This window comes from Gordonia oryzae (assembly GCF_003797185.1).
GTDB lineage: Bacteria > Actinomycetota > Actinomycetes > Mycobacteriales > Mycobacteriaceae > Gordonia > Gordonia oryzae.
Window position 1 is genome coordinate 294819 of the sequence record NZ_RKMH01000002.1, and the last position, 13898, is coordinate 308716.

At 60.6% G+C, this 13898-nt stretch carries 15 protein-coding genes; 4 read left to right on the forward strand and 11 right to left on the reverse strand.

The genetic code is table 11. The annotated features are described in order from the left end of the window. Positions 1–186 precede the first annotated feature (186 nt). Positions 187–360: a hypothetical protein gene (locus EF294_RS21300; protein ID WP_185090942.1), complete on the forward strand. Its 174-nt coding sequence runs from the start codon at positions 187–189 to the stop codon at positions 358–360. An 81-nt stretch (positions 361–441) separates the two neighbouring features. On the opposite strand, the gene EF294_RS03530 is transcribed toward EF294_RS21300, so the two are convergent. The 11 genes from EF294_RS03530 to EF294_RS03585 all read right to left on the reverse strand — a co-directional run bounded on the left by EF294_RS03530 (position 442) and on the right by EF294_RS03585 (position 10073). Next, positions 442–2262, reverse strand: a complete 1821-nt coding sequence (locus tag EF294_RS03530; protein ID WP_123925678.1) for a recombinase family protein — start codon at positions 2260–2262, stop codon at positions 442–444. Between the two features lie 3 nt (positions 2263–2265). Then, the gene (locus tag EF294_RS03535; protein ID WP_246007648.1) at positions 2266–2865 is read right to left on the reverse strand and encodes a helix-turn-helix domain-containing protein; all 600 of its coding nucleotides are present in this window, start codon (positions 2863–2865) and stop codon (positions 2266–2268) included. Beyond that, positions 2852–3460: an antirestriction protein ArdA gene (locus EF294_RS03540; RefSeq protein ID WP_123925680.1), complete on the reverse strand. Its 609-nt coding sequence runs from the start codon at positions 3458–3460 to the stop codon at positions 2852–2854. The genes EF294_RS03535 and EF294_RS03540 overlap by 14 nt, the downstream gene beginning before the upstream one ends. A 142-nt stretch (positions 3461–3602) precedes the next feature. Further along, positions 3603–3929, reverse strand: coding sequence for a hypothetical protein (locus EF294_RS03545; RefSeq protein ID WP_123925682.1), 327 nt, complete (start codon positions 3927–3929; stop codon positions 3603–3605). 84 nt (positions 3930–4013) lie between these two features. After that, entirely contained in the window at positions 4014–5051 is a 1038-nt protein-coding gene (locus tag EF294_RS03550; RefSeq protein ID WP_123925684.1) for a DNA-methyltransferase, read from the reverse strand. Then, positions 5048–6043 (reverse strand): replication-relaxation family protein, encoded by a 996-nt coding sequence (locus EF294_RS03555; RefSeq protein ID WP_123925686.1) that lies wholly within the window; start codon positions 6041–6043, stop codon positions 5048–5050. Before EF294_RS03555 ends, EF294_RS03550 begins: the two co-directional genes overlap by 4 nt. Next, on the reverse strand, positions 6040–8241 hold the full coding sequence (locus tag EF294_RS03560; RefSeq protein ID WP_123925688.1) for a type IV secretory system conjugative DNA transfer family protein: 2202 nt from the start codon (positions 8239–8241) through the stop codon (positions 6040–6042). Before EF294_RS03560 ends, EF294_RS03555 begins: the two co-directional genes overlap by 4 nt. Before the next feature lie 467 nt (positions 8242–8708). After that, entirely contained in the window at positions 8709–8903 is a 195-nt protein-coding gene (locus tag EF294_RS03570; protein WP_123925691.1) for a hypothetical protein, read from the reverse strand. Beyond that, positions 8900–9475, reverse strand: coding sequence for a hypothetical protein (locus EF294_RS03575; protein WP_123925693.1), 576 nt, complete (start codon positions 9473–9475; stop codon positions 8900–8902). Before EF294_RS03575 ends, EF294_RS03570 begins: the two co-directional genes overlap by 4 nt. After that, entirely contained in the window at positions 9472–9729 is a 258-nt protein-coding gene (locus tag EF294_RS03580) for a hypothetical protein (RefSeq protein WP_123925695.1), read from the reverse strand. Before EF294_RS03580 ends, EF294_RS03575 begins: the two co-directional genes overlap by 4 nt. After that, the gene (locus tag EF294_RS03585; protein ID WP_123925697.1) at positions 9726–10073 is read right to left on the reverse strand and encodes a hypothetical protein; all 348 of its coding nucleotides are present in this window, start codon (positions 10071–10073) and stop codon (positions 9726–9728) included. The genes EF294_RS03580 and EF294_RS03585 overlap by 4 nt, the downstream gene beginning before the upstream one ends. A 144-nt stretch (positions 10074–10217) precedes the next feature. Here EF294_RS03585 and EF294_RS03590 point away from each other — a divergent pair, with 144 nt between their 5' ends. The 3 genes from EF294_RS03590 (at position 10218) to EF294_RS03600 (ending at position 13790) form a co-directional block, all read left to right on the forward strand. Beyond that, positions 10218–11009, forward strand: a complete 792-nt coding sequence (locus tag EF294_RS03590; protein ID WP_123925699.1) for a hypothetical protein — start codon at positions 10218–10220, stop codon at positions 11007–11009. A 218-nt stretch (positions 11010–11227) separates the two neighbouring features. After that, the gene (locus tag EF294_RS03595) at positions 11228–12358 is read left to right on the forward strand and encodes a radical SAM protein (RefSeq protein ID WP_123925701.1); all 1131 of its coding nucleotides are present in this window, start codon (positions 11228–11230) and stop codon (positions 12356–12358) included. A 205-nt stretch (positions 12359–12563) separates the two neighbouring features. Beyond that, the gene (locus EF294_RS03600) at positions 12564–13790 is read left to right on the forward strand and encodes a hypothetical protein (protein WP_123925703.1); all 1227 of its coding nucleotides are present in this window, start codon (positions 12564–12566) and stop codon (positions 13788–13790) included. The last annotated feature ends 108 nt before the right edge of the window (positions 13791–13898 follow it).

A 13898-nucleotide genomic window follows, 5' to 3' on the forward strand; every position in this document is an offset into this window, starting at 1 on the left:
CTGGTACGCGATCGACGCGGACGGATACGGCACGAAGGCCGATGTCGCCATTGGGTGTGGCGACTTCGATCCCGGACCTTTCTATCGGCCTCTCAGTGTTGGCCAAAAAGGCCGTGGAAGCATCCTGTTCGCTCTTCCTGCGGGCTCCCGCGAACTTGAACTGCGCGAACAAGGTACGCCGGGAACGTGGCGCTGGGCGCTGCCGGCGGCGTGAGATTCGTTCGGGGCGACCGCGTCCACATTCTCGGCACTGACCGATGGGGCAAGGTGGCGGGCGAGCTCCGACCGCTCATCGCGGTCGACCTCGACGACGGCGACAGGGGAGTTTTCGCGGCCGAGGAACTGGAGCATCTGGACTGACCGTCATCACCCACGGTTTACCCACGGTAAATAACTGGAATGATGCGCCTCAATAGAGAGCAGACGGACAGGCGAAGTCTCTCACCTGCACCTAGGGCAACGGCATGGACCGCTAGGACCCAGGCGTACCAGCCGACGCATCGAGTAGGTCAGGGGTTCGATTCCCCTTAGCTCCACCAAAGTGTTCTTACTCGAACCGGTGCCCAAAAGGATGTCGGCGAGGGATAGAGCCAGATCAGAAGAAGACGAGTCGTCACCTACAGCCACCGAGGCCTCCGCAAGGGGGTCTCGGTGCGTATCTGGCTCCGTGTAGCCAGCCATCACAGTGGTCGGTCTCGCCTTCCGCGTGAGCTGGTGCGCAGCATAGAAGTCGTCGAACGGCGGATTGTGACGGCTGCCCTGCACCCCATGCTCATCGACGTAAAAGTGCTGGTAAAACGCCTGGTTGAGGTTTCGCCGTATGGTGTCGTTCCCGTCGCGGTAGTAGACGGCTGGGTTGGACACGAGTTCGAGGGCTTCGATCAGCACTCCGGCTCCGGCGGCAATCTCAGCCGATGTGTTGGCCAGTCCTGCCTCGGCTGATGCGCGGTCAGCCTGGATCTTGCGGAGTTTGGCCCTGACCTTGGCCTGCGGAAGGGCTTCGTCAGCGAGGACGTCGATGAGTCGGTCTTCCTTGGCTTCGAGTTCTTTGAGTCTGCGTTTCAGGGATGCGTGGAGTTCGGTCACGCTGCGTTGCTCGTCGGCCATGGCGTCCGCGAGTACTTCTCGAACGCGAGTAACAAAGTGCGGCGGAAGTGTCATCGCGAAGTAGTGATCTACGATCGCCTGCTCGACTCCTTCGGCGGGAAGGTGCGGGAGGTCGCAGACGCCGTCCTGACGTCCTCGACACAAGAAGTAGGCGTACCGCCGACCTGAGCGACCCCGGGCCTCTGTGAAGATGAGCCGGGATACCTGTCCGCGCTCTTCGCATCGGGCGCAGAACAGTGTGCCTTTGAGGTAGTGCTGGAGGACTCGGTCGCGCTGCCCTCCTTTGCTTCGTAGGTTCATGACGTCCTGCACACGGTCAAACAGATCTTGGTCAATGATCGGCTCGTGCCGCCCCTGGTAGATCTCACCTTTGTAGGTCACGTAGCCCAGGTAGTACTGCTCTCTGAGCATCCTGTGCAGCCATTTGAATGTGACAGGGCGTTCGGGGAGCTTCGGAGTGGCCCGGGTGGTCAGCCCGAGATCAGCCATGGTCGCTTCGAGCCGCTCAAGGCCGTATTCCCCGGTGGCATACAGTTCGAATGCTTTGCGCACCAACGGTGCCCGTTTGGGGTCAAGCTGCACGGTGTTGATCTGTCGGCCTTCATGCTCGACGCGGACGTTCTGGTAGCCGAGCGGCGCTTTGCCTGTGGTGCCGCCGTTGATCGCCTTGTGCTGGAGCTTGATGCGAATGTCTTCGCCGCTGAGGCGATTCTGCACCTCGTTGAAGATGTCGGTGACGGCTTCCATGGCGTCGGCATAGACACCATCACCGAAATCTTCACGTGCAGACACGAGTCTGACGTGGAGCTTGTCCAGGAGGCGTTTCGTTATTGCGGCGTCGATATAGTTCCGGAATGCGCGAGACCTCGCATATACGACGACATACCGAACGTCGGGATTCTCGCGCAGATACGCGAGCATGTCCTGAAAGACTTGGCGCTTCTCGATTGTTGACGCCGAGACGCCGGGCTCAACGAACTCGCGTGCAACGATCGCTCCGATGCTGTCCGCCTTTCGCGTGCTGACCTCACGCTGGGTTGCGATGGAATTTCCATCCGGATCGATGTCAACGGCCGTATCCATCTGCTTCTTGCTCGACACGCGCAAATAGAGCACGGCCTTCCCGGCGCCATCGGTGTTGGTCGCGTGAGTCATAGGTCAGCACTCCTTCGGTGCGCAGGGACATTGTGGGCAGTGAGTGCTGCGTTGCGGGCAGCTTGCGGTGGACAGTCGGTAGTCGCCTCGTGTGCGGACTGCTCGTTTGGATCGCAAGTCATCGACGTAGTGCTCGGCCTCCTCGACAGCGGACTCCGGTAGGTCGGCAAACTTGGCGTTCAGGTACGTGCCGAGGTCCGGCAGGTCGTCGGCGGTGAGCCACCCGACTGTGGTGAATAGTTGCATCGGGCTGATACCAAGTACTTTTGCGATGGCGATCAGACTCTCGACTCGCGGTTTGGCGATCATGCCCTGCTCGATGCGCCAAACAGTTCCAGTGTCGACTCCGGCACGACGAGCGACTTCGTTGACGCTCAATTTCAACTCGCTACGCTTGCCCGTCAGCAGGTTGATGAGTTTCACCGTTTGATCTGGCGTCATTTCTATTAATTCCCCTTCTATTTCCCATTGTATAACGAGGCATTGATTAAAATCAATAGAAATGCGCAATATAACGCCTAGATTGTTCGCAATTTCGGAACGGAATATTTCGGAACCTTTGCAGTTTCGAGGCGGTGCTATGCGCGGGTTATATGTTGGCATTGAATAGCCAGACTCCGCCCTCAGGGTCGTCGATGCTTGCAATGTCGCCGCTGGCTTCGAGGTCGCGGGCGATGGCCGCGTAGTCAATGTGGGTGTATTGCTGTACGTACTCGGGCAGCTTTTCCAGTTCCTGGGTGTAGCCGAGGTCGTCAGCGAATTGTTCGGCGTAGTCGGTGATGGATGCGTAGTGTCCGAGGTAGGCCTCCTGGAAGGCGTCGTCTGGGTCGCTGTCGTCGTCACGTGTGTGGCGCCACGCCGCGTAGGCGTAGCCGTGCTCAGCGATGCCACGCGCGAGTGCGGCGACGTGCTCGATGCGGTCGTATTCGCCGATCTGGCACTGTCCGAATTGGTCGTAGTCGTGGATGGCCCATTCTTCGGCGTCGGGCTCCTGTGAGGTGGCGAGCATGGTCGCGATGTCGGCGTAGATGTCGTCGGGGTCGCGGGCGGTGTTGAGCCAGGTGCCGTGGAGTCGTCCGTTGTTGTAGTCGGCCAAGCTGGCGACGTAGATCGACGGCTTTGGCGACGGGTCGCCTTCGTGGTGGCGCTCGGAGTCTGCGGTACCCGGCTGTGATGGTTCGTGAGGGGTTTCATTCATTCTCACCTCCTTTCGTGGTCATGGGTTGTTGACGGGCCGGGTCGGAACGCGGGGAGAGCGTGGTGCTCGGTCTCCGTGTCCCGACCCTGGCCCTGGGGTTGCGCCGTGAGGGTTCAGCGGCGTCCGTGTGATGCCGCGGGCATCAGGATGTGGTGTCACCTCCCTTCGGGCTCCGGCGCGTACGAGACGTTCCGGGAGCGGGTTCGCCGCCGTCGGCGAACAGGGTGGCGATGGCTTCTTGGCGGGCGGCGGCTTCACGCTCGATATCGGCGCGAGCTTGTGCGGCCTTGCCTGCCAGTTCCGGATCGTCCTTGGCCCGACTGATGTGCTCGGCGATGGCGATCTGGATTTCATCGGTGATGGTTCCGTCGCGCAGTTGGGCAATGAAGCTCAGCTGCGCGTGGACATCGGGCTTGAGTTTGATGCCAAGGGTTTTGACGCCTCGGTTCGACTCATCGGGTGTGGACATTGCGACCTCCTCGGTGCGCTGCGGCCGGTAACCACGGTGTGTGGTTACAGATAACGGCCGCATGACACCGACGAGGCATGAGGTTCATGCAGCTGCCCCTTCGGGTGGTGCCCGGCGTTCTCGCGCGTCGGCGATCCGCTGTTCGGCGGCGGCAGCGAATGCTGGGTTGATCTCGATGCCCATCCAGTCGCGGCTGAGCGTCTCGGCGGCGATAGCGGTGGTGCCGCTGCCCATGAAGGGGTCGAGGACCAAGCCTGGCTCCTTGGCCGCGTGGCATCCGCAGGTCGGTGCAAGGGCGTCGCGGGTAGCGGTTCCGCCGAGCGCGCGGATGACGTTGCGCCGCCACGGTGCTCGGCAGCGCGTGCAGCGAGCTTCGGGGCAGCCGGCGGCGATCATGCGTTCGGCTAGCTTGAGCGGGAAGATCGCATGGTGGGCAGCCCGGTAGCCGCCTGGGGTGATCGTCCAGACGTCGCCGGGGTTCTTGCCGAGGGGATGACCGTTTCGTCCCTGGGCTTTGATCGACTGCAGGCCGCTGGCGGCCATCCCGTTCGGTCCGCGCCACGATTCCCGCGCCTGCCCTGTGGCCTTTGCAGTCTTGCGCTTCGACGTTGATCGGCTCCGTAGCGGTTGGCGGATGGCGTCGAGGTCGAAGAAGTAGCGGGGCTGCTTCGCGAGGACGTAGATGACTTCGTAGGTGCAGTTGAGCCGGTCTGGCACGCTGGTCGGGACCGGGTTCGGCTTGGCCCAGACGATCTTGTTGCGGATGATCCAGCCGTTGTCCTGGAGGCGAAGCGCGAGTCGCTCGGGAGCCATCAGCAGGCTTTTGCGAGCGGCGCCCTGCGACGAGTGGCCTGAGTAGGTGTCGCCGACGTTGAGCCAGAAGGTGCCGGTCGGGACGAGGACACGGCGGACTTCATCACTGAGTGCTACGAGGTGGGTCACCCAGTCGTCGACGTGAGGTTCGAGCCCGATCTGGCCGTCAGCGCCGTAGTCACGCAGACGGAAGTACGGAGGACTGGTGACAACACAGTCGACCGAGCCGTCTGCCAGAGCCGAGAGGTGGGTCAGCGCATCGCCGACCACGATTCGGTTTCGCTCGACTGGTTGTTGATTCGCACTCATCGCAAACCTCCAGTGCCGAGGAGCGGTAGGAGGTCCTCTGGTGCGACGACGCGGAACAGCGCGGTCGGTAGCCGTCGGTCGGCAGCGATTGCGTCGGTGAGATCCTGGCGGCGTCGTTCGGCCCGCTCGGTGTTGGCGTGCGTCACCGACCAGACGACGAGCGGGAACGCACCGTGTTCGGACTGCTCGAAGCCGGTCTGGCGGTAAGCTTCGTACTCGCGGCACTTGGTGAGCAGTGTCGGGATGTGCTCGGTGCCGAGGTCGACTTCGATGAACCAGGCAGAGACGAGGTCGTCGGTTGAGGCAGTTTCGGCGTATAGGTCGGGCTTGAGGATGCGGCGAGCCGATCCGATTCCGGTGAAGCGGCGCCAACTGGCAGGCTCGACGGCACCGTCGACCAGATCGACGTCCCCGGCTCGGTGGGCCACGACGAGGGCAACGTGGGCATCGGCAATGGCGAGGCGGTGGTTGACGAAGCGAGGGCTCGGATCGAACCGCAGGCGTCCGGTTCGCCGCCGGTTGGTTTTTCGGGCCAACATTCGATCTCCGGCTACACCGACGTGGAAGATGAGTCCCGCTGATCCGGCGCGTGTACCGCCGATCCGGCGATCGAGTGTGTCGAGGACGCGAAGTCCTCGTAGGCGGTTCAGCACCCGTCGGGCGATGCGGTTGCGCGCGTTCGAGCTGATGGCGGCGAAATGGAGTCCTTCGATCTGGCGGACAGTGAGGAATTGGTGTTCATCGACGGACGCCAGGATTGCGCGGTCGCGGTCACTAAGACGGTCGGCGATGCGGTCGATGTCGGCGGCAGATAGCCGGCGCCGTGGCCGTGCGGACGGTGTGGTGCCCGTATGGGCACCATCATTCCCTGACGGTACGGATGCGGATGATTCGTTGACCAGGGGTGATACGGACGGTGTGGACGACACGACCGGACCAGCGACCGGATCACCGTATGCTGCCTCACCCGCCCCGTGTATCGCCCCGTTCATGCCTGCCTCCGTCGTCGCCGGGGGCCGCCGATGTCGTCGGCGTCGGTCGTGTGCTGCGCACCCTCGATGAGCGCGGTGAAGCTGGCTTCGATGTCGGCGAGCGGTTGTCCGTAGCGGTCGCGGCTGCGACGGCGAATGGCGGCGGGGTCGCTGCTGGTGGCTGGCGCGGGGTTGGTGGCTCCGGACGCCCAGGGCTGGACGGCGTTGTCGCGCACCAGGCTGGCGTAGATGTGGTGGGCCGGGAGCCGGGTGAAGTCCTCGACAGTGAGGACGGATTGCCCGGCCACCATTTCCTTGGCGTCACCAGCTTGGAGCTGGAAGCAGACGCGCGAGCGGGCGTTGTTGCGGAATGCGTCGAGCATCGACGATGGCAGCTGCTTCTCATACTGGTGAGCCAGGTGAAACCCGGCGCGCAGACTCCGAGCGGTTGCCAGGGCGTCGCCGAGATCGGTGGGAAGTCGGAGGTAGTCCTGCACCTCGTCGATGTAGATCATCACCGGGTCGCGTTGGTCTTCGGGTGTTCCGACGCGTTCGCGGATGGCTTGCCAGAGTTCGGCGACGACCAGCGCGCCGAGCAGTTGGGCGTTCTCCGGCCCAACAACACCTTTTTGGAGCGGGACGAGCAGCACCTTCTTCTCCGACAACGCCTGCCGCACGTTGAACTTCGGATGTTGTTGAGCCAGCACATCGCGAAGAGGCCTGCTCAGCAGCGGGCGCAGCTTGTTGCTCAGGGGTGCGATGGTGGTGGCGGTTGCTTCCGGCGACAAGCTGTCGAACCACTGCCAGAACGGCCCAGCGGCAAACGGGTCGGACTCCATGACGCCGCGGGTCAGGCGGCGGCGGAAGCCGGGATTGGTCAGCAGCAACGGCAGCATGACGAGGCTGGCGTCGTCGCGGCGGGCGAGGAGATCGAGGCAGTTACGCAGGATGTCGGCCGATCGCGGCCCGAGACCGTCGCCCCAGATGGCTTTGAGGGTGCCGAACAGGGCGTCGGCCACCACCTCGGGTGAGCGCCCGTGACGGTTCTGGGCATCGAGCGGATTGATGCCGACGGGTGCTTCATCGAACAGGTCGAGCACGACGATGTCGCCCTGGCGCTTCTCCGGTATGCGGGCCAGGAGGTCGGCGATCAGGTCCTTCGGCTCGATGACCACCACGGGGCGGTCGGCTTCGAGGTCTTGGATGATGAGGTTTAACAGCAACGTCGACTTGCCGACGCCGTTCGGTCCGATCACCCATGTGTGCCGGAGTGCGTCGGTGACGTTGTAGCCGATGGTGCCGTGCGCGCCTGGTGCGCTGGCTTCGGCGACGACGCGCACACCTTGTGTGAGGGCATTGCTTGGCCGGACGGGGCGAGGGTGGATCGGTGGCTGGCCGGGAAAGTGTTCGTCGCGATCGGCGATGGGCCACCCTGACAAGCGCGCTACTTCGGTGACGGTGAGGCGCTGGGATGGCGTGAACATTGACCATGAGGCGCGCGGTGTGTTGACGCGGGCGCTATTCTCTTGCCGCAGCATGATCCGAACGTCGGGTGCTTCGGTAGTCCCGATTGCCGCTGAGAGTCCGGTCAGCAGCACCTTTCGCCGCTCGGCGGTCCCTGCTTTTGCGCCGAGGCGGACGGCGGCGGTGAACGCGTGCTGGCCGAGCTTGTGTGTGAGGGCCTGTTTGGCGTCGGGGCGGTTCTCGCTGAGGACTCCGTGGATCAGCTTCGACACTGTGGGCTGGTTGTCGCGCATCAACGTCTGAGGCGGACTCTGGGGGTGATGGCGGGGGCCAAGCACGATCTGGATGGTGAGTTGTTCACCCTTCCCGACCGCAGTCAGGGCGTGCAGGATGGAGCGATGTGAGGCCACCGCGTCGACGGGCTCCAGTTGACGAAGGCTGGTACTCAACTGCACTCGGCGGGCCGTGGTGACGTGTTCCCGGTCGGCAGTATCGAAACTGGTGACGATGGCGCCATCGACGAGTTGCTCAACAGCACGCCGGACGGCCGCCCGGTGCCGGAGCTGACTCCCGATTAGGTATTCTACGCCAGTCACGTCGGCACGCGCTTCGAGGATCAGTTGAGGTGCATGGGTCCGTGCAGCAAAGTGCCGCAGCAATCCGAACGCTGTCGTCTCTGGAAGTGGTTGCGGCCAAAACAGCTGTTGCCACACCATCGATCCCGCCGACACGGTGGTCTCACCCAGCTCAGTCATCGGCAGACTCCATTGCATCGGCCTGCTCTTCCGATGTCGACTTGTCCACGTGAGTTCCGGTCAGCGCCTGATCGATATCTGCTTGTAGTTCGGCCTCGCGCATGGCCATCGCGATCACCGCACGGCTGAGCTTGCGGAGGTCTGGCTGGTCGCGCCGAACCCCGTGCACGACGATCTGGCGATCTGACTTCGGCGTACCCCGAGCCCCACGCCGATAGTTTGTTCTTCCTGTTTTAGACATAGCTGTCCTCCAATGTGAATTACGTGATAAATGAATGGGCCGCATTGAATTAGTGCAACTCGCCGGCTATTGTCTATTGAATTAAATCAATAAGCAATAGACTCGGTCTGCATTTCAATTGTTCGAATCTCTACTAACAGGGATGAATGTGAGACAAATTCATGAATGTGGAATTCACAACGTTGAGCATTTATGACATGGAATCGACCGCCGACAGCGTCGGGTGCTACCAGCCACGAAAGCGCCGATACACCAGAGCGCTGCTACTGCCGACGATCACGACGATGGCGATCGTGACACATAGCGGCACCCAGATCTCGCGCAAGATGTAGATTGCTCCGGCCAGCGCCATGACGGCAATTAGGACAGTGATGCAGGTATCGAGTAGTCGGCCACCAAGCCCGCCGGGGTCGCCACTCACGACGACTCCCGGCGTATCTCACGCAAAATGCCCTGCTCGAACCCGAACCGTTGGCACTCTAGATCGAACAGTTCCTGGTCGGCTGGAAACCGACGTGTCACCGCGTTGATGATCACCTGGCCCAAAGTGTCGGCCTTCAGGAAGGCGTATTCTAAACTGCCTGAACTGAATCCGTCGCGCTCCAGCTCGGACAGATGCCAGAGTGCCAGCGCGTACTCATCAGGGAGCGAGAAGCTCAGGTCGTGTTCGACGTGGGCCACGTCGTGGACGTACCTCCACGCGAAGTTGGCGTCGGGACTGGTCAGGATCACCGAGGCCGAGTTCTCCGACGACACCCGCAGCGACGCACCCGACCGCTTCGAGCGAGCGAATGCCGCACACAGATCGGGGTAAGTCGATGGCGCGTCCGCACGGGGTACCCAGGCGAAGCCCTCGCGGCGGACAGTGTCCGTGGCGGTCTGCATCACCCAGCGCGTGAGATTGTCTCTCGCTCGTGCGATCTCTGCGGTGGAGACGTAGTCGGATTGCGTGCCCACGAGCAGGTCGGTCAGATCTGGCGTGGTGTCGGTCATTGCACACCGCCCCGTCCGACGCAACGGGTGCACTGGCAGACGATGCTGTGAGGTGCGGCGGCTTCCGCCATCTGCTGGATCGCTGTCGTCGTGAGTCGGTTGATCCGAGCCTCGGCCAGTCGGCGCTCGCGGTTGACGCGGGCGATCTCGGCGTGCCGGTCGGCTTCGTCGCAGAGGCTAGCAACGAAGCCGACCAGGAACAATACGGCCAGGAGTCCAGCGACCACGGCGAAGATGATCAGGAGCATAATCATCGGCGGTTCACCGCCCGACTGGTATCCGCGACGATCTGGCCGACGCCCATAACGGTCATCGTCTTGATGAAGTCCAGGTCGCCGGACGCAGCTGGTGCCGCGAGGGCGAGCTGTTGCTGCATCTGTGCTACCAAGGCGACCTGCTGCATGGCGTAGGCACCGGTGCGGGCGACAGCATCGACCTTGACCTGCTGAATCTCGCCAGCGGCGGCAATTCGGGCGGTCGTGATGTCAGTGCCGTGATCGATGGCGGCGAGGTCGCGGGCGGTCTGGCGGGCCAGCCGGCCACCGGTGGTTGGTCGGCTTGGGAATGTGGACTGGGTGTATGGCTCGATTGATGGCATTGGAATGCTCCTTCGCGAGTCGGGCTATCCGGCGTCTGCCGGACACCACTTACGATTCAGCCGAACGGAGGACATACGCTAGGTCACAGACTGGGCATATACTGGGCTCTCACGAACTGCCGCCCGACCTGCGAAGGGAGCCTGGTGACCACGACGAAGCTTCCGGTGCAAAAGCAGCCGCCGCTGCTCGAAGACCTTGTCGAGCCACTCAAGGAGATCCTCAAGACGGGCTTGCCGGTCAGCTTCGACTTCGGCGACATGAATCTGCTGGCGCTTCGTGGAGTCGTCGCGCGATCTGTGATGCCACACGATCGGCTCAGCCGTATCAAGGCCCTCAACGAGCTGCTCGCCCGCCTGCTTGTTCATTACCCGGACGATTCGCTCGGTGAAGCAGCACGGATCGTGTTCGGTCTGGCACCGGGCGTTCGTGGTTTAACCCTCACGCAGCGCAGAGAACGGGCAGCGTCAGAGATCGAGCGAGAGGCCGACCACTTTCGCAAACGCATCGAGCCCAAGATCGTACGTGAACTCGCTAGACAACTGCATAGCGACTCACAAAACTACGTCCCGCGCACGACGCCGACCCCGGAGCCGGTAGAAGTATCTGGCGATACGCCCTACATCGCGGTGGGAGACGTTGCCAGCCACGACAAGGCGCTGCGCGAAGAAGCGGTATCCCGGCTGTGGGCAAACGTATACGCACTGCGCGCCGAAATCCTGCGCGTCGAGCGGCTGAAGAACTGGCCGTACGACCCCACAGAACCGCAGCTCAGCCAAGACAAGCTCCACGAAGCGCTCAAGGCGCGTACGTCAGCACGGACCGACGCCCAGCGTGCAATCCAGGAGTTCGTCGCAGACCACGGATCGGCCATCACCTCAGGAGCCGCCGAGTTCAACGTCGAAGGACTTGAACGGCTGGTGAGATGGAACACATGAGTCACGCCGCACCAGCTCTGCCACTGATGGGCCGCTAATGGCAGTGCGCAGAGGTGGGACTGAACGATGAATGACCATGGTTGTCGTTTCAAGGAAGTCCAGGTGTCTGTCAGCACAGACGCCCTCACAGCCTTGCCGACTACGAAGGTCACAGCCACGACACACAAAGCGATTACAATCTGCCTCCAGGCAGGACTTTTAACGAGCGAAGGCAACTGATGACCCCTCTCTTGCAGCGGCACATCTCTAGTCGCGAGCACGCTGTCAATATCGAGCGTCCCGACTCGGGCGAGGCGGCTCGTTGGATCGAGTTGTGGCGAGGAGACGCACTCGCATCGAGGCTGCGGATCTCGCTGACTGCGCAATGCAACTTCGGGTGCTTCTTCTGCCACAACGAGGGACAATCGACCGGAAGCTCCGTGTTGCAGCGCAACCTCGGAATCGACGACTATATGCGGGTTGTCTTTGCCGCTGCCGATTCAGGCATCACTGATATTAAATTGACGGGTGGGGAACCCCTTCTCTATCGCGATGGGACGCGGGGGATTGTTGAGTTAGTCGATCAGTTGTCGAAAGTACGTGATTCGTATCCGATCAATATCTCGATGACAACAAACGGCAGCCTACTTCGTCGGTATGCGCGCGACCTGAAGTCAGCGGGACTTGACCGCGTAACGCTTAGTATTCATTCGCTCAGCGAAGCGGGATTCACTGCATTTATCGGGAAAACGGTTTCTAGCCGGTATCAGTCTCCTGAGGCGGCCCTCGCCATTCTGCGGGAGGTGAAGTTTACGCAGACTAAAATCAACACAGTCGTGTTTGGTAGCGAATCTGCTGGTAGTCTATCGGAATTACGCGATATCGACCAACTTTCGAGGCAGTATAACGTTGTTGATCATCGCCTGTACACCATAATTGATTCCGAACGCAATGGCGTGAGCGACGAGTGGGTCCGTTATTGGAACGACGGACGGCTCCCCATGGAAGTCAGTCGAGCCCTCAGTCTCAATACGCAGGACTCACAGATATTTTGCGATTCGGTTGAAGAGTATATCGGAACGCGGTCACCGGATTTGCTTCCTCGAAGCATTCTTAGGTTGAAGATCGGTGGTGCGTCATACAGCATCGAAGCTATGAAGCCGGGTCGCTTTGTCTCTCAAGGCCTTTCCGATGAGGGGCCATACGCACTGCGGCTAGCTGCAGATGGCACACTGCGCAGTTTTCTACCCCCGGTTGAGCGCGACCCAGCTCCGACCGAAAATCTGACATCCTCAACCGGTGTACTCGCGTCTGCTGAGGTGCTTCGTCGTTGCTTCGACACCGCCCGGGCAACGCTAGCAAAGAGCTAACGGCGTGCCCACGGGTGTAGGCGAGTTTCGGTTAGGGAAGCTCGATGTCTGGTATATGCATGCAATCGATATATCTGCACTAACTTCGGAATGGGATACTCTCTGGGATACTCTAATTAAGGTAAGGTCCGCAGTAGATCTGAGAGACGCCGCATTTTCATTGATCGTGGATAGCAATGGTGTGGGTCGCTCATACTCCGAGGATATGCAGACATGGATGCAACAGGCCAGAGCGCGGCGCGGAAAAGCAATCTGGAACGACGCCTTTCTCAAGGAAGAGGCGCCGTTCAAGATTGGTATTGACTCAAATCTATCCAGCGGGGACGTATCGCTACCAACCAATGAGCGCCTCTCGCGGGAGGCTACCGATGATCTGCATTACGCCCGGTTTGTATCGCACTCGATGAAGATCTACCCCGAGGGTGTCATAACGTACTCGATCTGCTACCGCCTCGTCCACAAAGTTTCAACCTCGATCGACGCGGAAAATTCACAACCTCCCCTATCTACACCCCGCGCCATCGCTATTTTAGACGGACTAGAAGATGTATCCTGGTTATCCTTCAAACAGCTCGTCCAAGACTGGCTCCGAGGGAATACCGTAGCTGAGGGACTTTGCAAGGCATTCTCGGTCGAATCAGAATTCGATTGTACCGAACTGCAAATGAATGATTTCAAACGACGAAGTCGAACGCATAAGCTCTTGGTTCTTGAGGCGGTACTACGACCAGCAATCGATGGCGAGCATAGCGATTCCGGTTTCGACGGATGGTGCCGGGTTTCTCCTGAAGATGCGCTACTCGACCCGAGTGTAGCCGGGCTTCTAAACACGGCGACATGGTACAAGGAGTACCGGCCTAAGTACCTAATAGGGTTGGCTGAGAAGAACATTGGTTACCGCATCGATGAGATCTACCTGACAGACCGCAAAGCATCTTTGGTGTCCAATGCGGGGTTCTGGCACCAGGACAACCCTCTGCAAGAGTACAGAAAGGATATATGCATTGTCATCGAGTATTGGCTCGCCAAACTCGTTCAGGCACATGCGCTGTTACGATTCCTGCAGGAGCATCGAACAATACGCGAAATTAGCAACGTTACCCCGTCGGAAGCTCTGGATCCCGTGGTTGTGTCAAAGCGGGCTGTTGCTCGACTCCGGGAATCGCTGGATCCATCTCGCTTAATCGACCATGGATTTACCACGGCGTTTATGATGCGGATGCGAACTGAAATGGAATTAGATACGCTGCTTCGGTTTATTGACGAGCGCGTCGATGACGCCGCGACGAATATCGCCCTCCGGTCGGCGGTAACTGCGGAGGGTGTGGTCGCGCAGAAATCGCTGAAAATCGGATACTGGACGCTCGTATTTACGATCATCGTTCTCATCGTGACCTTGATCGGCGTGGCGGTAAATCCCTTCGTTACATGACATGCTATGGCGATAATTCTGCCAGTCACAATGTCAATTCGTTGACATTGTGGCCGGAATACTCTATATATAGGGCGAGAGTACTCTGAAATTCTGCGGTAGGTCTGC

What these genes read in the sequence shown, in the direction of transcription:
- EF294_RS03575 (WP_123925693.1), bottom strand. Translation starts at nt 9,475, where the DNA reads ATGACCGACACCACGCCAGATCTGACCGACCTGCTCGTGGGCACGCAA.
- EF294_RS03600 (WP_123925703.1), top strand. Translation starts at nt 12,564, where the DNA reads ATGCAGACATGGATGCAACAGGCCAGAGCGCGGCGCGGAAAAGCAATC.
- EF294_RS03550 (WP_123925684.1), bottom strand. Translation starts at nt 5,051, where the DNA reads ATGAGTGCGAATCAACAACCAGTCGAGCGAAACCGAATCGTGGTCGGC.
- EF294_RS03545 (WP_123925682.1), bottom strand. Translation starts at nt 3,929, where the DNA reads ATGTCCACACCCGATGAGTCGAACCGAGGCGTCAAAACCCTTGGCATC.
- EF294_RS03535 (WP_246007648.1), bottom strand. Translation starts at nt 2,865, where the DNA reads ATGCCAACATATAACCCGCGCATAGCACCGCCTCGAAACTGCAAAGGT.
- EF294_RS03580 (WP_123925695.1), bottom strand. Translation starts at nt 9,729, where the DNA reads ATGATTATGCTCCTGATCATCTTCGCCGTGGTCGCTGGACTCCTGGCC.
- EF294_RS03595 (WP_123925701.1), top strand. Translation starts at nt 11,228, where the DNA reads ATGACCCCTCTCTTGCAGCGGCACATCTCTAGTCGCGAGCACGCTGTC.
- EF294_RS03530 (WP_123925678.1), bottom strand. Translation starts at nt 2,262, where the DNA reads ATGACTCACGCGACCAACACCGATGGCGCCGGGAAGGCCGTGCTCTAT.
- EF294_RS03540 (WP_123925680.1), bottom strand. Translation starts at nt 3,460, where the DNA reads ATGAATGAAACCCCTCACGAACCATCACAGCCGGGTACCGCAGACTCC.
- EF294_RS03555 (WP_123925686.1), bottom strand. Translation starts at nt 6,043, where the DNA reads ATGAACGGGGCGATACACGGGGCGGGTGAGGCAGCATACGGTGATCCG.
- EF294_RS03560 (WP_123925688.1), bottom strand. Translation starts at nt 8,241, where the DNA reads ATGACTGAGCTGGGTGAGACCACCGTGTCGGCGGGATCGATGGTGTGG.
- EF294_RS03585 (WP_123925697.1), bottom strand. Translation starts at nt 10,073, where the DNA reads ATGCCATCAATCGAGCCATACACCCAGTCCACATTCCCAAGCCGACCA.